The 16,388-nt window shown below is 41.5% G+C and carries 15 protein-coding genes; 4 read left to right on the top strand and 11 right to left on the bottom strand.

Annotation, left to right across the window (positions count from 1 at the left end; all coding sequences use genetic code 11):
* Nucleotides 1–86: 86 nt before the first annotated feature.
* The 4 genes from HWQ41_RS30415 to fdxB form a co-directional block, all read right to left on the bottom strand.
* Entirely contained in the window at nt 87–686 is a 600-nt protein-coding gene (locus tag HWQ41_RS30415) for a heme-copper oxidase subunit III (protein WP_292771327.1), read from the bottom strand.
* Nucleotides 687–1,226: 540 nt separating this feature from the next.
* Nucleotides 1,227–2,918 carry a cytochrome c oxidase subunit I gene (ctaD, locus tag HWQ41_RS30410; protein WP_292771325.1) on the bottom strand — a complete coding sequence of 564 codons (1,692 nt, stop codon included), beginning with the start codon at nt 2,916–2,918 and terminating at the stop codon, nt 1,227–1,229.
* A gap of 257 nt (nt 2,919–3,175) precedes the next feature.
* On the bottom strand, nt 3,176–4,165 hold the full coding sequence (locus HWQ41_RS30405; protein ID WP_292771322.1) for a cytochrome c oxidase subunit II: 990 nt from the start codon (nt 4,163–4,165) through the stop codon (nt 3,176–3,178).
* 673 nt (nt 4,166–4,838) lie between these two features.
* On the bottom strand, nt 4,839–5,132 hold the full coding sequence (gene fdxB, locus HWQ41_RS30400; protein ID WP_292771319.1) for a ferredoxin III, nif-specific: 294 nt from the start codon (nt 5,130–5,132) through the stop codon (nt 4,839–4,841).
* A gap of 1,070 nt (nt 5,133–6,202) precedes the next feature.
* Between fdxB and HWQ41_RS30395 the strand changes: the two genes are divergently transcribed.
* Nucleotides 6,203–7,792 (top strand): helix-turn-helix domain-containing protein, encoded by a 1,590-nt coding sequence (locus tag HWQ41_RS30395; RefSeq protein ID WP_292771317.1) that lies wholly within the window; start codon nt 6,203–6,205, stop codon nt 7,790–7,792.
* A gap of 172 nt (nt 7,793–7,964) precedes the next feature.
* On the opposite strand, the gene HWQ41_RS30390 is transcribed toward HWQ41_RS30395, so the two are convergent.
* Both HWQ41_RS30390 and HWQ41_RS30385 read right to left on the bottom strand, forming a co-directional pair.
* Entirely contained in the window at nt 7,965–8,942 is a 978-nt protein-coding gene (locus tag HWQ41_RS30390) for a sucrase ferredoxin (RefSeq protein ID WP_292771314.1), read from the bottom strand.
* A 276-nt stretch (nt 8,943–9,218) separates the two neighbouring features.
* On the bottom strand, nt 9,219–9,386 hold the full coding sequence (locus HWQ41_RS30385; RefSeq protein WP_292771311.1) for a hypothetical protein: 168 nt from the start codon (nt 9,384–9,386) through the stop codon (nt 9,219–9,221).
* 425 nt (nt 9,387–9,811) lie between these two features.
* Between HWQ41_RS30385 and HWQ41_RS30380 the strand changes: the two genes are divergently transcribed.
* Nucleotides 9,812–10,582 carry a Mut7-C RNAse domain-containing protein gene (locus HWQ41_RS30380; RefSeq protein ID WP_292771309.1) on the top strand — a complete coding sequence of 257 codons (771 nt, stop codon included), beginning with the start codon at nt 9,812–9,814 and terminating at the stop codon, nt 10,580–10,582.
* Nucleotides 10,583–10,600: 18 nt separating this feature from the next.
* Here the strand turns inward: HWQ41_RS30380 and HWQ41_RS30375 are convergent, their stop codons facing one another.
* On the bottom strand, nt 10,601–10,822 hold the full coding sequence (locus tag HWQ41_RS30375; protein WP_292771306.1) for a hypothetical protein: 222 nt from the start codon (nt 10,820–10,822) through the stop codon (nt 10,601–10,603).
* A gap of 111 nt (nt 10,823–10,933) precedes the next feature.
* Between HWQ41_RS30375 and HWQ41_RS30370 the strand changes: the two genes are divergently transcribed.
* Both HWQ41_RS30370 and HWQ41_RS30365 read left to right on the top strand, forming a co-directional pair.
* A complete protein-coding gene (locus HWQ41_RS30370; RefSeq protein WP_292771303.1) occupies nt 10,934–11,944 on the top strand; it encodes an ROK family protein in 1,011 nt (336 codons plus the stop codon).
* A gap of 16 nt (nt 11,945–11,960) precedes the next feature.
* Nucleotides 11,961–12,602 carry an HAD family hydrolase gene (locus tag HWQ41_RS30365; RefSeq protein ID WP_292771301.1) on the top strand — a complete coding sequence of 214 codons (642 nt, stop codon included), beginning with the start codon at nt 11,961–11,963 and terminating at the stop codon, nt 12,600–12,602.
* A 197-nt stretch (nt 12,603–12,799) separates the two neighbouring features.
* On the opposite strand, the gene HWQ41_RS30360 is transcribed toward HWQ41_RS30365, so the two are convergent.
* The 4 genes from HWQ41_RS30360 to HWQ41_RS30345 all read right to left on the bottom strand — a co-directional run bounded on the left by HWQ41_RS30360 (nt 12,800) and on the right by HWQ41_RS30345 (nt 16,225).
* Entirely contained in the window at nt 12,800–13,387 is a 588-nt protein-coding gene (locus HWQ41_RS30360; RefSeq protein WP_292771299.1) for a Uma2 family endonuclease, read from the bottom strand.
* A gap of 52 nt (nt 13,388–13,439) precedes the next feature.
* A complete protein-coding gene (gene proB / locus HWQ41_RS30355) occupies nt 13,440–14,549 on the bottom strand; it encodes a glutamate 5-kinase (RefSeq protein ID WP_292771297.1) in 1,110 nt (369 codons plus the stop codon).
* 456 nt (nt 14,550–15,005) lie between these two features.
* Complete coding sequence (locus HWQ41_RS30350; RefSeq protein ID WP_292771295.1) at nt 15,006–15,545, bottom strand: YqeG family HAD IIIA-type phosphatase; 540 nt, start codon at nt 15,543–15,545, stop codon at nt 15,006–15,008.
* A gap of 53 nt (nt 15,546–15,598) precedes the next feature.
* Nucleotides 15,599–16,225 carry a hypothetical protein gene (locus tag HWQ41_RS30345; RefSeq protein WP_292771293.1) on the bottom strand — a complete coding sequence of 209 codons (627 nt, stop codon included), beginning with the start codon at nt 16,223–16,225 and terminating at the stop codon, nt 15,599–15,601.
* Nucleotides 16,226–16,388: the final 163 nt, after the last annotated feature.

The following is a 16,388-nucleotide window of genomic DNA, read 5'->3' as shown; positions in this document are numbered from 1 at the left end:
GAAGTGGGGATAAGGGGGATGAGGGGGATGAGGAAGACAAAGAGAAGTTTTTTCCAATGCCCAATGCCCCATGCCCCATGCCCAATTTAAAACAAAGTGAGAACGTACACTAAGGTAAATAAAACAATCCAAATAATGTCTACGAAGTGCCAGTAAATTTCTGCCATTTCGATGAAAGTATGATTGGTTGCAGAATATTCGCCGGCAAGACGCGATCGCCACAATACACGTAATATCAATAACAGTCCGATAAAAACGTGCAAACCGTGGAACCCTGTCATGATATAAAAGCAGTTGGCGAAGACGTTGGTAGTCAGCCCGTATCCTAATGTTGAGTACTCATAAACCTGACCACCCAAGAAAATTGCACCCATGATTGCAGTAATTGCATACCACAGTTGCATTCCCTTGACATCATTCTTTTTAATCGCCGTATCTCCGAAGTGAATCACGAAACTACTAGACACCAGAATAATGGTGTTAATCGTCGGCACAAGTAATTCTACTTCACTTCCTTCTGGAGGCCAAACCGCTGTAGTACCTCGGAAAAACAAATAAGTGGCAAAAAATCCTCCAAACATCAGGGATTCAGAGGCGAGGAATGTCAACAGTCCCCAAACTCTTAAATCTGGATGTTCTTCGTGTCCCGCACTGTGATCTTCGCTTGTCGTTGTAGCTATAGTCATAGATTTATTGAGAATATTACTGCTACGTCTCTTGTGGAAGCTTGAATAAAGAATGAAGTGTAAAGCGGCAAAATTTTCATTCCTCATCCAAAATCTTTATTTCCAGCAGTTTTCATGTATTTGAACCACATCTGTCGTAGGGGCACAGCAGTGCTGTGCCCCTACTGCGTGGTCTATTTACCTGAAAATAGCTGTAACCCCAATCCTCACTTGTTCAGGAATTCTAAAAATTCCCAGTTTCAAGTTCAGAAGCTCAAGTTCCGAGTTCTGAGCTTGGCCTTTCGTGTTCTAAGCTTGTCCTTTCGTGTTCTAAGCTTGGCCTTTCGTGTTCTGAGCTTGGCCTTTCGTGTTCTGAGCTTGTCCTTTCATGTTCTGAGCTTGGCCTTTCGTGTTCTGAGCTTGGCCTTTCGTGTTCTGAGCTTGGCCTTCCGAGTTCCAAGCTTGGCCTTCCGAGTTCCAAGCTTGGCCTTCCGAGTTCTCAAATCAAATGACTAGAAATTGCAGTCACCTTAACAGGGATAGCGGTACTCACTCTACTAACTAAGCAGTAGCTTCCGGCGTTGCAGATGGCTGTATTTCAGTACTATGACCATGACCGTAGTCATAAGGGCCATGAGTGACAACCGGCAACACTTCCCAGTTTTCAATTGCAGGTGGTGAGCTAGTTGTCCATTCTAAAGTCAAAGCTTGCCAAGGATTATCACCTGCCAAAGGCCCCTTCAGCCAACTGTAGATCATGTTGATGGCAAAAGGAATTACCGATATTCCCAAAACAAATGAACCAAAGGTACAAATCTGATTGAGGTCGATAAATTGCGGGTCATACATTGCCACTCGTCGCGGCATTCCTTTCAAACCCAACTCGTGCATGGGTAAAAATGTCAGATTTGTGCCGATGAAGGTAAGGGCAAAATGGACACGTCCCCAGGTTTCATTCAGCATTCGTCCGGTCATTTTGGGGAACCAGTGATAAATGCCGGCGTAAATGCCAAACACAGAACCGCCAAACAGAACGTAATGAAAATGTCCGACAACATAATATGTGTCGTGGACGTGAACATCAAAGGGGGCTGTTCCCATCGTCACACCGCTTAAGCCGCCCATGACAAACATCGACAACAAGCCGATGGCGAAAAGCATCGCAGTGGTGAAGCGGATTTTACCACCCCAGAGGGTAGCAACCCAGGCAAAAATCTTTACGCCAGTGGGAACTGCAACTATGAGCGTAGAGATAGTGAAGAACATCCGCATCCAACCGGGTGTGCCACTGGTAAACATGTGGTGTACCCAAACGAACAAACCGACAACGCAGATTGCTACACTGGAATAAGCGATCGCTTTATAACCAAAGATCGGCTTGCGCGAGTGAACTGGAATTACCTCCGACATGATGCCGAAGATGGGCAGAATCATTAAATATACTGCCGGGTGAGAATAAAACCAGAACAAGTGTTGATAAATGACAACGTTACCGCCTGCATCTGGTTTAAAGAAGGAGGTGCCAAAGTTGAGGTCAAACAACAGCAGTATTAAACCGGCTGCTAATACAGGTGTGGAGAAAAGTGCTAGCAGGGAGGTTGCCAAGATTGCCCAGCAAAACAGGGGCACTTGATCCCATTTCATGCTAGGAACCTTCATCATCAAAATGGTGATCACAAAGTTCAGTGAACCCAAAATTGAAGAAGTTCCTACCAAGACGATGGCCAGTATCCACATAGTTTGAGCGATTGGTGCTGTCACCAAACTCAATGGTGGGTAAGCTGTCCAACCAGATTGCGAACCGCCAAAAATGAAACTACCTAATATGAGCGCACCGGCTGGTGGATTTAACCAAAAGGCGATCGCATTCAGCTTCGGGAAAGCCATATCCCTTGCACCAACCATCAACGGCACCAAATAATTACCAAATCCCCCAATGGCGCTAGGGACAATCCACAGGAAGATCATGATCGTCCCGTGATTGGTCATGAAAGCGTTATACACATTGGGGTCTAGGAAGTCTGCATCTGGTGTTGCTAATTCGACACGCAGAGCAACAGCCATCAGTCCACCAATGAGATAGAACACAAACGCCGTCACCAGGTATTGAATACCAATAACCTTGTGGTCAACATTAAATGTAAAATAGTCCTGCCATTTCCACGCCTGCGGATGGGAGGTGTGCCCAGCCACCAGAGTTTTCGGTTTATTTTCTTCTGGTGGAGTATTCCGGGGAAATTCTACCTGCGTCATATTTTTGTCCTACCCTACGGGAAGCCGCCCTCCGGGCGTCTATGTCGTTTGTCATTTGTCATTTGTCCTTTGTCTTTTGTCCTTTGTCATTTGTCAGTTATATAATGTCGCCCATAGTAAAAGCACCCCAAAGAGCCAAAGTTGCGCTTTTGCTCCCCTCCTCGCTTGCGGGGAGGGGTTGGGGGTGGGGTTCCTCTTAATAATGGTTAATTGAGCGGACATAATATTACCAATGACCAATGACTAATGACCAATGACTAATGACTAATGACCAATGACTCTAAAGTTGCTGCACTAATTCCCATATCATGGGTGTGGGGCGCGAGAAACTCTGATGTTGATAAGTCGGCTGGATTAACTGCAACGACTTGATTGAGGTTTTGCTGTAGAGCAATCTGGTTTTCTGTCCGCCAGCTATTATATTCTTCTGCTGTGTGGACAATTACCTGTGTCCGCATTGAACCGTGATAACCACCGCATAACTCAGCACAAACTACGGGATATGTACCTGGTTTGGTGGCGACAAATCGTAGTTCGGTAGGGATACCGGGAAGTGCATCTTGTTTCAGGCGGAAGTTTGGCACCCAGAATGAGTGAATTACATCTTGTGCTGAAAGGTTGAGTTGCACATCAGCACCAACGGGTATGTGCAATTCCCCAGAAGTAATGCCACTATCGGGGTAATTAAATATCCAGGCGTACTGAATCCCTTTGACATCAACAACTAAGTCGGCTGGTTTGTTTAGGGTTTGAGGAGACGCACCGATGCCAATTGTTGGGGCAATTCTTGGGGCAGTTGTTGCTTGGGAAGTATCGCTTAATGTCGCTGCAAGAGCGCTTCCCGGCATCTGAGCAACATGATCTGCTGAATGAGGATGACCCGCAGGCTCAAAGCCTCCCATTCGGTTAAAAACATCTACACTGTAGATGCCCAAGAGGAGGACAATCACTGTTGGAATTGCTGTCCAAAAGATTTCTAAGGGAACGTTGCCTTCCACTCGCACGCCATCGGTTTCGTCACCCGGACGGTGACGAAACTGAATCAAAAAAAGCACAATTGTTCCTTCTACCACTAAGAAGAGTGCGATCGCAATGGTAAACATGACGTTGAAAAAACCGTCTACCAAAGGCGCTTGTTGCGATGCTTGCACCGGCATGAGAGTGTGGTTTTGACCAATCCAAATGCTGATTGCTGTAACTACTATCCCAGCAACCAGAGTCCATAGTGAAACAGGAACTTGTTGCATACATGCTACCTGCTCTGTAAACCGTCTTTTAAGGTGTGATTTTCTGGATTTTGGGAATTGGGTATTAGGAAAGTTTTTTCTCAGTCCCCAATCCCTAGTCCCCATTCCCCATTCCCGATTCCCTTTTCACTTATTAACTTTCTAACGTGCAGCCATAAAAAATGGGGGAAACTTCCAGATTTTTTCCATATCTTTCCCCCAGAAAATTACAAATTATATTTCAACTCCTATGACAAAGTTAGCCCCCTGCTTTCACAAAAGCTAGTTGTTCCAAGGGACACTGTTAGACTCAGAGCTATTTAGTTCTAGACATAAACCGCCCAGAACTAAAGTTCCGGGCTAATAGCTAAAGTCCGTTAAAACGGACTATAATCTTTTCTCAGTCGTCTTTAGACGACTTTCGCTATTAGACTCAGAATTCATTCTGAGGCGGGCTAGATGAGAATGAAATAGCACTGTTGTTAGACCTAATATTGATTAGGCTATATTAGCAGCAAGTTTAAATTTGTTAATAGCTAACATTTTGCGATTTACGGATTTGTTTACCGTGAACTTTTTCTGAGTTCAGGTAAATATTTAAGATTCCCCTCAAGTTACCTTGCCTAGCGCATTTGCGCTTTATACAAACAGTGCCTCCTTGAATGAACAACAATTTTGACTAACTCCAAAAATCTTAATTGTTTAATGCAACATGGGTGTAGCAGTTCTTGGGACAAATCCGTGAACACGCTTCACAACCAATACAGTTATCTGGAGAAGTAACTGCCATTACTTTCCGTTCAACTTCTTCATCATCTTCATCTTCTACAAATTCACCTTCTTCATTGAGTGCCTTCAAACCTAGCACATTGTACCCGCATACTTTAACGCATCTGCCACAGCCGATACATTTATCCTTATCGATTTCCTGAGCAAATTTTGGTGTCCAAGTCTTACCGCCAAATGTCAAGCCTGTTAGTTGTGCCATGAATAAATCCTCAGCAATTTTGCCTGTCAATCTGTTTGTGCATTAATCATCATATTATCCTAATCTTTTATTTCTTTGTTATTCAAAAATTACTTTTGCCTCATAAAATTTCGATGACTTTGAACACAATGCTAAATTATTTTTTATTTCAAACAATAGATGAAAATTATTACCAATAATATGTTTTCCTCGTTCCTATGTAGAGCATAGGAACGCATTCATCGAGTCTCTGACTCAATATCTGACTGGAGGCAGCAGCCCCTAATCAGCCATTCCCATGCTCTGCATAGGAACGAGAGAAGGAAAAATTGAGGGCTTGAAACCTACCTTGGTGGGTAAAGCCTCGTGTAGATACGGTTTCTAACCGCCGATTTAACTATTATTTCCAGCAAATGCAACTATATCTATAACAGTGATGATATTCTTTTTCAAATATATTTAGATTTAAGCAAATAAATCTAGATAAACAGTATATGTATATACAAAATTAGATGTTCATTAGTTACAATTTGATATATGCAATATGTATTTTATCAAGCAACAGGTTTCAATTTATTTGATTCAAATATTTAGAGAAATGGTGACAAAATAAATATTATGGTTTACCTCCCCAAAGATAATTAATTTATGAAGGAACTGTAAACTTCATGGCAGAATATTACCCTACATTAAATATTAAAATTATTAATAAATCAGATGCAGTCCAATTGGAATAGGCTGAATTTTTTATTAAAAACACCTTAAGTAAGGTTTTATGGTCAAAGCTTAAATGTTCATTAAGTACCTAATAAAAGAAATGTTAAGATTTTTTTCTAAGCTCAGGACGAACAAATTAATCATTTTTTTAATGAAATGTATAGTTAATAAGAAGTTTTCTTAGGCTCAGTTTTAAAGCCTTAAATATCTTCCAATTGGATGCGAAGTCAAAATATGGATGTGGGGAGTGAGTGTGGTGAGAAAAGATGATTCTCGCCAGAAAGATAATGTGGTAGCGAGTCATGAATAAACAGGACTCATCCAGGGGAGACCTGAGACAGACATCTCAACGATTAGAGTGGGAAAAGAGCCAAATGCCTTATACAATTCCTAACAACAGTTGCGTTGGATGTGACAACTGCCGCCCCCAATGTCCTACGGGTGCAATCAAAATAGAGGACAATGAATACTGGGTTGATCCTGGTCTTTGTAATAATTGTGAGGGCTATTATTCAGAACCGCAATGTGTAATAGCTTGTCCAACTAATTCTCCTATTCCCTCGCAGGCGAAAAAGGGGAGATGCAAAGTTGAGCCGAGAGATGCTACCAGCTTAGACTTGTTTTCTAACGGCAAGAATAACCCATTTGCTTCAGCGATCGCAATTTGGGAAGCTTGTAATGTATTAGCACAACGCACATCCCTACATTGGGAAACCGATGAAGAAGGCTACATAAGTTACAGCCGACAAGTCAATCAAGGACGAGGTGCGATCGCTTTTCACATCCAAGATCCATTCAAAGTGAACGACAAGGCCACAGATTTAGCCGCAATTGAGGGGCTTGACATCAGAGCCGCTTGCATACATCTGATTTTTGCAGCTTATGCCACAGCTTTAGATCAACCTTGGGAGCAAGAATTTGCGATCGATGAACGACAAATCGAGAAATATTTGGGGATGGAAAAACGCAAAGATTTGAGCAAAGCTGCCAAGCTAGCTTTAATGAAAAATATCGTTCAGCAAGCTTGCTCTCTGATTATCTCCATTGACTGGCCCCAACAAGGTCGAATTAACGGATTCTCTGTTGTAGGAAGCCGCTTATGGCACTTAGTAGATATTCAGCACCACTTTCAAGAAGATAATCTTGGATGCAAATATCTGATTGGGCTAACTTTTAAGGTGAAAGCAGGCATTTGGGCACAATATTTTTTAAACAAACAAGCGTGTAAAGAGCGAACCGCATTCTATCAATACGGCAGTCTCCCCAAAACGCTGCTAACCACAGTCATGAGCATTTGGCAGCAACATGAAGGTGCAGTCCGACTAATGCTGTGGTTGCTGTTTAAAACCAAAATGGGCAAGGAACAACGCATTACCATTCCTACCTTGCTGCGTATTGCTTACGGTGAAGAAAAAGTTGCCCTTGCATCCAGACAACGGGAAGAACGCAAACGTCTGCTGCGAACTTTTGAAAGCGATTTGGAAATTCTCAATCACTATGGAATGAAACCACTTTTCGATCCAGTTACCTACCCACCAGAAATTCAACCTTTGTGGGCGAAATTAGTTGATCTTCCCGAAGATCCAGATGAAGCATTGGAATTTTGGACTAATGACGGTGGTGCCGAAACTCGCCTCACAGATACAGGCCCCCGTGGTAAGTGGAATCTGCTAATGAATGCACGGATTTTGGCTTTTGAACTCCCACCAGAATGGGAACAGCAAATTTCAGAATCGGAAAAAAAGAAAACAAGAACTGCTAAAGCCAAAAGGAAGCCCAAAGCTACAAACGATTTGCTGGGTGAACAGATTTTGCAGGCGCGAAAAAATTTGAATCTCTCCCAAAGGGAGTTAGCAAAGCTTACAGGTAAAAGTCAAAGCTGGATTCGAGATATCGAAAATGGTCGTTTAAAAGCCAAATTAGAAGACCAAATACTCTTACGGAAAGTCTTAAATATGCCTTAATCTCGATTCGGGATTGGGAATTTGGAATTTAAGCGCAGAGGGGCGCAGAGATTTTGTTAAGAATTTATGCAATGTTGTATTTAGTACAACATTTAATTAATTCATAGTGAACTAAATTTGGCAAGACTCTGAGTTACTTTGCATCCCTTTGCGTTTAAAAACACTACAGTTATTATGTACTATAACTCATTACCTTATTAGAGGTGAGCCAGAGACTACCTACAGCATATTTAGTTACTACCAACTCTTGTGTAGCATTGCATGAACTCTTCAGTTGTTGAGTCTTGGTTTCATCTTTCAGAAGTTTAGCCTGGTAAGTGTAGAAAGAACCAGAAGGCTTTTCAAAACTTAGTTCAGCGAGAATAGTATTATTGTCTAAACTTTGCTCCAAAATTTTGCCTGCAACTTTGTAGTTAAACCAATCCCATCCGTTCTGGAGGATTAGTTCTCTTTCCAAAATCTGAAGTGCAGCAGGCAGAATTCCCCAGCCTCGATAGACTTTATTTAAGCATTGAATATCGCCAGTCCGGGTCAAAATCGATCTGAATGAATCTTGATCGAGAACACCGTAATATCTTCCTTCTGGCAAGTCTATAACTGTTGGTGCAAACCGATGTCCACCAAAGTGCGATGATTTCCAAATTCGCACATTGTCCAAGCACAAATCAGCAATAGTTGCTGTTAACTTGAAGTAAAAGGGAGCGCCATATCTGGCACAGCACTTATCATGGCTACCGTGGGTACACACTAAAATATCTCTAGTTGTACTAGTTTCTAACTCAGAATTAGAATTGATACCCCATAACCATTTTTGGACAACTGCTGCTACTTGCTCAATATTTTTTAGCTTAAACTCTTGCTTGCAGAAACCATTACTCAGCCCCTCTTTTCTTTGATAAATCAAAAGTGTAGTGTAGTTTACTTTGTGTGATATATCATTAGCAATTAAGAGGAATCTAATTGGTAGTTTCGCACGCTTCACTTCTTCTACCAAAATCCTCAAATTCTGGGGCACCCACTTGGAATTGAAGGCTTCTGATGTCCAAGGTAGAGGACACTCAACTAAAATATAGGTTTGGTAATTGGTGGCATTACCAATAATATCTTCTCCTGCTTGCCGTGAATGGTCAGAACAAAAAACAGTATTCATCTAGCTATACTCATTAGCGTATTTTATGGACAAAAGGTATTAGAAACTACAATTGTGTTCTTAGCTACAATATCCTTAACTTAAGGAGATAAAAAAGAACAATATGTATTTGCCAGTTCCAACTAAGTAGCCATTTTATAACATCATTTCTAATCAACCTCTTCCCCATTAATAAATTCTCCACAATAGAGATAAACAGTGTCAAGAGATATTTTTCCGTAGTAGCGGCGTTAATTTTGTATCTAGTTTTATAGTTATCTGGTATTTCATAAATTTTCACTTGCTGAAACTCGGTTTTTCTGAAGTTGGTTTTTTTGGCAAAATCAAATATATTACTTGATAAACAGTTGCTGCTTTGGCAAGCCAATACTGTTTTAAGACTTTTTCCACACTATCTGCTTTTAATGTATCTGTAGATTCAGATATATTGCGAATATTTCTCAATTAGCTGAGAAAAATAAAAATAATTAAATCAGGGGTAAATGCTTTACTGCCCCTTACTCCATGCGCGATAAGTTAATGATCAAAACTAGTGACTAATTATTAGTAGCATCACTAACATCAACAAACCTGGTATTTAGCCCTTTACCTCATCTAACTTCCTGAAGCTCTTGTCAGGGTTTGATGATAGGCATCTGCTTTGACTGTAGCTGAAGTCAATAATAAATGCAAGTATTTGATAATCTTTATAATTTCTTTACAATTTTTAGCCTCCAGGAGGTTGGTTAAATCAAGGTTAACGGGCATTTTATAATGGAGATAGCTGACTAAAACAAGCATTGATACTTTCAATATAATAGATAAAATTTTGCAATTGTGACAAATTGTTGCTAGTAAGGGCGCACTTACTAATCCAAATATCTGTAGCTATGGCGATCGCATATTTCTATTTTCATGCAGAATTGAATAATTTTTTACCACGGCATCATAAGCAGGTGAGAATCTCTCATTTTTTTGAGGATAAAGCCTCAATTAAGGACATGATTGAGTCGTTGGGTGTCCCTCATCCAGAAGTTGATTTTATAAATGTTAATGGTGAATATGTAAATTTTTCTTACATTGTTTCGGATGGAGATACTATCAATGTTTATCCAATTTCAGCTAGGAGTGTTATTATACCAAGCGTTTCTGTTCTGCCAAAACCGCTCAGTATTATCCGCTTTGTTTTAGATATTCATTTGGGCAAGCTGGCGACATCTCTACGACTTTTAGGTTTTGATACTTTATACCGCAATGACTACGAGGATGAGAAATTAGCCCAAATATCCTACAGCCAAGCGCGGATTCTCTTGACTCGTGATAAAGGTCTATTGATGCGTAGTTTGGTAAAGCACGGGTATTATGTTAGAAACACTAACCCTCAACAACAAATCATAGAAGTACTACAACGCTTCGACTTGTTTAAATTAGTCTTACCATTTCAACGGTGTTTGCGCTGCAATGGATTATTAGAACCTGTAGATAAGCAATCGATCATTGATCAACTGCCAGAAAATGTGCGATGCCTACGGCGGCAAGCTACGCAGATTGAGCAATTCCAGCGTTGCCAAGACTGCGAGCGCATTTATTGGAAAGGTTCACATTATGAACGATTACAACAGTTTATTGATGGAGTACTTAACTCACAAAAAGGTGAGTAACTTAGTCATGCCAATTATTTAACCAGCTGAAATATTCCCACTAATTATTTGACTACCCCCGATTCTGGGATCTTCATCTTCGCGATTCAAATCATCAGGAGTAGGGTTTTGCTTACTCTGTCCACTAACTTCGTCTGGTTCAATGGGATCTGCCTCTTGAGCTTTATCGATATCAAGAGAGCGAGGAGGTTCTTTGGCGTGAGAGAAATCAATGAGTGGATTGGGTTGCTCAGTAGTCATGAGTTGCTAAATAATAGTGTAGTTTTTTCTAGTGTTAAATGTATCTTGAGCGCAAACATCTTTCTGAAGAAAGAAACTACTTTGTGTGATGGTGTAATAAAAGGTGAGTGAATGACATTAATTTTAGCTCTCGATTTTGGCGGAACTAAGCTGGCGGCAGCATTGGTAAATATCGGTTCGAGAAAGTGGTTGCGTTATGAACGCCGCCTCTCACCAGCTAATGCAGATGCTAGCACTGACTTGGAAATTATGCGATCGCTCATTTACTCGCTGCTAGAAGACGCAAAACCTGCTGCGATCGGTGTCAGCTTTGGGGGGCCTGTAGACGCTTTTACAGGGACGGTGCGACTATCTCATCATGTCGCCGGATGGGAAAACATTCCCCTCAAAGGGTTGTTGGAGGATGAGTTTGGTATTCCTGTTGGTGTAGACAATGATGCTAATGTTGCTGCTTTGGGTGAACATCGTTTTGGTGCCGGTCAGGGATACGATAGCCTGTTTTACATAACTGTTAGCACTGGCGTGGGTGGTGGTTGGATACTCAACGGGCAGCCTTGGCGGGGTGCTGGTGGGATGGCTGGCGAAATTGGACATATCGTTGTAGATCCTGCTGGGCCAGTTTGTTTATGTGGTAAGCGGGGATGTGTGGAACGTTTGGCGTCGGGGCCTTATATGGCGCAAAATGTTAGGGAAATTTTGGAGAACGTAGACGCCCTAGCGGCTTCCCGGAGGGTACCACAGAGGCGCGGAGGACTCAGAGATGGAGAGGTTTTGAGGGGTTTAGTGGGGGATAATTTAATGTTACTGACGGGGCAGTTGGTAAGTGAAGCGGCGGCGGCTGGTGATGATTTGGCTAAGGAAGTTTTGCACAAGGCTGCTTGGGCGCTGGGTGTGGGTATTGGCAATGTGGCGAACTTGATGAATCCGCAGCGCTTTGTGTTGGGAGGTGGTGTGACGAAGGCGGGAGAGGATTTTTGGCAGGTGCTGCAACGGGTGGCGCGGGAGACAGCTTTACCAGAAGTTGATTTTGAAATTGTGCCGGCGATTTTGGGTGATGATGCGCCATTGTGGGGCGGTGTGGCGATCGCTTTGATCACAAATCCCGAATTTGTAAATGAGTGACGCGTGGAACGTATAAGTGCAAACAGAATTAGTTATTTTTGACTGTGATGGAGTATTGGTAGACAGCGAGGTATTAGGGAATCGCGTTCTTGTGGAATTCGTCGCTGAGTTTGGACTTGCAATCAAGCTTGAAGAAGCAATTTTGTTATTTAAGGGTTGCAAAATGGCCGATTGTGTTGCTGTCATTGAGCAAAGACTTGGGAAAAAGATGCCGCAAGATTTTGTAACTCAGCTTCGTATCCGTACCGCTGAAGCATTCGAGCGTGAACTACTTCCTGTAGAAGGAATAGAAGCAGCTTTAGACAAGATTAATCTACCTATTTGCGTTGCTTCCAGTGGCCCACCGGAAAAAATTAAGTTAGCTTTGCGTGTAACTAACCTACTGCCTCGATTTGAAGGACGTATCTTTAGCTCATATCAAATTGGAAGTTGGAAGCCAGCACCTGACTTATTCTTATACGCGGCTAAAAAGATGGAAGTTCAAGCTGCATCCTGTACGGTTGTAGAAGATAGCGTTTTGGGTGTACGTGCAGGTGTTGCCGCTGGTATGAGAGTTTTAGGTTACACCGAGCAAAGTCAGGCTACTCTACTTGAGGTATGTGGAGCGCGTGTCTTTTACTCCATGTACCAACTGCCTTCTTTGTTGTCACACCATTAGACTTATTGCATGAATCAGATTATGAACTCTAACTTCAACTCTACCAACATGATGTCAGCTTTTGATTAGCCATCTTTTAGTAGATTCAATTGTTGCTTTCTTTAATTATGAGTCTTACGGTAAAAATTAAGTTAAGAAAAAAATTATTGCTAATTAAAAACTCCATCCCTTTATGGATGAAACTCTCCTGACTCCTTTTACTGCTGAATGCCCTGGCGAAACTCTCTAATTGCTTCCAAGGGAGACGATAACAAAAGACAACGATTGAGCAGGGATAAATCTAATTCTGCTAGCAACTCACTTTTAACAACTTTCTCATATTCTTGTTCTCGTAAGCAGTAAACTTCAAATGTGCCATCTTCCCAAAACCAAACTTCGGGGACTCCCATTAATTTGTACTTCTGTAGCTTGATGGGACTACCGCTAGTAATCACTACTTCAATACACAAGTCTGCTACAGGTTTGTCCGTTCCAAAGCAATAAGATAAATCTGCTTGATATTCTACTATTTTGGGAATAATCTGGCTAAAACTGCCACTGGGAAAAAATTCAATGCCTTTGACTTCAATATAAGTAATCAATAGTCCAGCAATTAAACACTTAATCACCTCATGAGGTTTACCAATACTCACAATTTCTAAAATTCCCTCACAATAAAACAACCGCACTCCCGGTACATTTTCAAAGCTAGCTTGAATTGCTTTAAACTTTTCCCAACTTAATCCACGTTTGAAGAAGTGTTGTTCTTCTGGGAAGTTAACAGCATTTTCTAAGGTTTGAGTCATAATATTTTTTACTCTCCCAGTTAGTAGTCACGAAATTTATCTCATTTCCATCCTAAGTCAAAACCAAGTTATCTCGATGAATCACGGTTTCTACACCGGCATAACCTAAAATTGTCGGAATTTCCCGCGAATGATGCCCACAAATCTTTTGCAGTTCATTGCTGTTGTAATTCACAAGTCCTCTGGCAATTTCGTTACCGTTGGTGTCACACAATTGCACAGCATCCTGTGTGTCAAACTCTCCATCTACTAGCTTAATTCCAGCAGCTAATAATGATTTTCCCGCTAGAGAAATTGCCGCGATCGCACCTTCATCTAAATACAATTTACCCGCAGGCACAAGTCCGTAAGCTATCCAACGTTTACGCGCCGAAGTTGGTTCCGGTTGCGGTTCAAAATGCGTTCCAATCAGTTCACCTTGGATAATTTTTTCGATATTCCGGGGAAATCGCCCTTGGGTAATTACGGTACGCACTCCCGCAGCGATCGCAATCCTCGCAGCCGAAATTTTTGTCACCATACCGCCAGTACCCCACTGAGAACCTTGGGAACCTGTTTGTATTTGTAATTCTGTTAATTCCTTAATGCTACTAACTAAAGCGATCGGCCGGGCATCTGGTACGGAACGCGGATCAGCTGAGTACAGCCGATCAACATCGGTGAGCAAAAATAGCCAATCTGCTTCTACTAGACTGGCAACCAATGCCGAAAGGGTGTCATTGTCGCCAAATTTTAGTTCGTCTATTGCTACGGTATCATTTTCATTGACTATGGGAATCACTCCCAGTCTGAGTAGTTCCTGAAAGGTGTTGTAGACGTTGAGATAGCGGCTGCGCTGTACTAAGTCACTGCGAGTCAATAATACTTGAGCGATCGCCTGTTGCAGAGTAGTAAATAAATCATCGTATATACGAATTAACCTGCCTTGCCCAACTGCTGCTACAGCCTGTTTGAGTGCGATCGCCTTCGGACGTTCAGTTAAGCCCAACCGCGCACAACCCACCCCCACAGCGCCAGAGGAAACCAAAATCACCCGATGTCCTTGGCGTCTTAAATAGCAGAGTGTTTCCGCCAAGGTAGCGATCGTAGAAAGTGCTAATTGTCCCGTTTCTGGTTGGGTTAGGCTAGAAGTACCGATTTTGACAACAATTGTTAGTGACATTTTTCAATTTTAGATTTTAGATTTTAGATTTTAGATTTTATAGCAACGGACAAGAAGGTTAGGACATTAACTGATGATAAAACCTATATACAAACAGACTTTCAACCCAGTCCCCAGTCCCCTGCTATAGATTTCAGATTAGACATCTTGCATAAGTTTTTTAGACCCCTACCCTAAAACGCGCCAGATGAACAGACTAAAGCCAATGGAAACAACCTTTTAGGCTTTAAATCTACCCACATTAGATTCAATCCAAAATCCAAAATCTAAAATCCAAAATTGTAAAGCGCCAATCCCTCTATAGTGAAGGCTGACGCTTTACGGGTGTATATTTACTTAGTATGAGTTAGGATCTTTTTTGGCTGATCCCATATTATTAATACTTATGATCCCCGATTTTTGAATCAGATAAAGATTCCTTAATTATTTCTTTAGATTTACTTTCCTGACGATTTCTCAACTTTTGTGAATCTTCTTTTTCTTGGGGGTAATAGAGGCTCCCAGAATTTCAGATATCCAGACTTCAAAGTTGCGGACGGGATGAGAGCGCAGGGCTGCGTCGGCATGAACAATCGGCTCGACTAAAATGGTAAACATCCCCAGGCGATTACCTGCTAAAACATCGGTAAACAAGCGATCGCCTACCATCCCTACTTGATGCACTGGTAGATCCATTCCCCTAAGTGCTGCCCTAATTTTGCGTCGGGAGGGCTTGGCTGCACCTAAGTAGTAAGGTAGATTGAGCGATCGCGCAATTCCACCAATTCGCGCTTCACTGAGGTTGTTACTCACCAAGCACAATGCAGTACAGGTGCGAATTTGCTCCACCCAATGTTGTAGTTCTGGGGAAGCCACCCCGATTCTAAAGGGTACTAAGGTTTCATCTACATCCAATACCAGCCCCTTCAGCCCGTATTTTTGGATAATATCTGGTGTTAGGTTCAACACTGAACCTTCTAAAATCAAGTCAGGCTGTAAAAGATTGTTCCAGGTCATAGTCAACAGTCAAATTTAAATAGCTCAGACAAATGAGCATAACCCAATATAGTTTAGTTAGTCGAACTCCATTCTGGGATATCTCCCTGAACACTTTGAGATAAAATCCCTAAAATCTTATCTATCTCTTTGATGTAATAATTACTCAAATCAATAAATATATCGTTTTCTTCTAACTTCAAAAACTTCCAAATATCCCCTGTTGTTACCGCGCCGGAAATTTTTCTAATTTCATTTCCTTCTTGTTGATTAAATAATTGTGCTGCCAACATTGCCGCCGCACATTGACCTAATCCACCTTTAATATTTTCATTTTTTGCTTCAATAATAACCACCACTGGCACATTAATTGTTAGTTGCTCTTTAGAACGACTGATGATAAAATCACAATAGCCATTCAGACCGTTTTCTGCATCTACGTTAAAATCTGTTCCCGAAAATAAACTAATTGGATAATTAGCCCTGCGTCTTACCTCCAACAATATCGGAGTGATAATCATTTCTGAACGAGCTTTTTCAGTATTAATTGCTAAAGCCAGTTCTGTAGTTTCTTCTAAAGAATTTTTGAGTTTCTCACTTGCCTGTAAAGGTTCTATATTGGCACATAAATCAGTTTCTTCATCAATGCGGATGCTGAATGACTTTTTAAATTTACTTAATGTAAAATCGCTATAAGCCATTTTCAGCACCTCATACCAATTTTGGATTTTGCGTTCGCGTAGCGTGTCGGAGACAAAAGTTGCGTGCGGGGGTTCCCCCCGTTGAGCAAACTTTTCAAGACAGATTTTAGATTTTGAATTGAAAATCCCTACAAAAATGCTTTTTCCAGGATTTTAAACAATA

The sequence above is a fragment of the Nostoc sp. NOS(2021) genome (genome assembly GCF_017115025.1).
GTDB lineage: Bacteria > Cyanobacteriota > Cyanobacteriia > Cyanobacteriales > Nostocaceae > Nostoc.
Note: the sequence above shows the minus strand (reverse complement) of the source record. Positions and strands in the feature narration are given on the sequence as shown.

Bases quoted from the DNA above. Each gene is read 5' to 3' on its own strand.
- HWQ41_RS30415 (WP_292771327.1), bottom strand. From the start codon at position 686: ATGACTATAGCTACAACGACAAGCGAAGATCACAGTGCGGGACACGAA.
- HWQ41_RS30360 (WP_292771299.1), bottom strand. From the start codon at position 13,387: ATGACTCAAACCTTAGAAAATGCTGTTAACTTCCCAGAAGAACAACAC.
- HWQ41_RS30395 (WP_292771317.1), top strand. From the start codon at position 6,203: ATGCCTTATACAATTCCTAACAACAGTTGCGTTGGATGTGACAACTGC.
- HWQ41_RS30345 (WP_292771293.1), bottom strand. From the start codon at position 16,225: ATGGCTTATAGCGATTTTACATTAAGTAAATTTAAAAAGTCATTCAGC.
- HWQ41_RS30390 (WP_292771314.1), bottom strand. From the start codon at position 8,942: ATGAATACTGTTTTTTGTTCTGACCATTCACGGCAAGCAGGAGAAGAT.
- HWQ41_RS30405 (WP_292771322.1), bottom strand. From the start codon at position 4,165: ATGCAACAAGTTCCTGTTTCACTATGGACTCTGGTTGCTGGGATAGTA.
- HWQ41_RS30370 (WP_292771303.1), top strand. From the start codon at position 10,934: ATGACATTAATTTTAGCTCTCGATTTTGGCGGAACTAAGCTGGCGGCA.
- HWQ41_RS30375 (WP_292771306.1), bottom strand. From the start codon at position 10,822: ATGACTACTGAGCAACCCAATCCACTCATTGATTTCTCTCACGCCAAA.
- ctaD (WP_292771325.1), bottom strand. From the start codon at position 2,918: ATGACGCAGGTAGAATTTCCCCGGAATACTCCACCAGAAGAAAATAAA.
- HWQ41_RS30350 (WP_292771295.1), bottom strand. From the start codon at position 15,545: ATGACCTGGAACAATCTTTTACAGCCTGACTTGATTTTAGAAGGTTCA.
- proB (WP_292771297.1), bottom strand. From the start codon at position 14,549: ATGTCACTAACAATTGTTGTCAAAATCGGTACTTCTAGCCTAACCCAA.
- HWQ41_RS30380 (WP_292771309.1), top strand. From the start codon at position 9,812: ATGGCGATCGCATATTTCTATTTTCATGCAGAATTGAATAATTTTTTA.
- fdxB (WP_292771319.1), bottom strand. From the start codon at position 5,132: ATGGCACAACTAACAGGCTTGACATTTGGCGGTAAGACTTGGACACCA.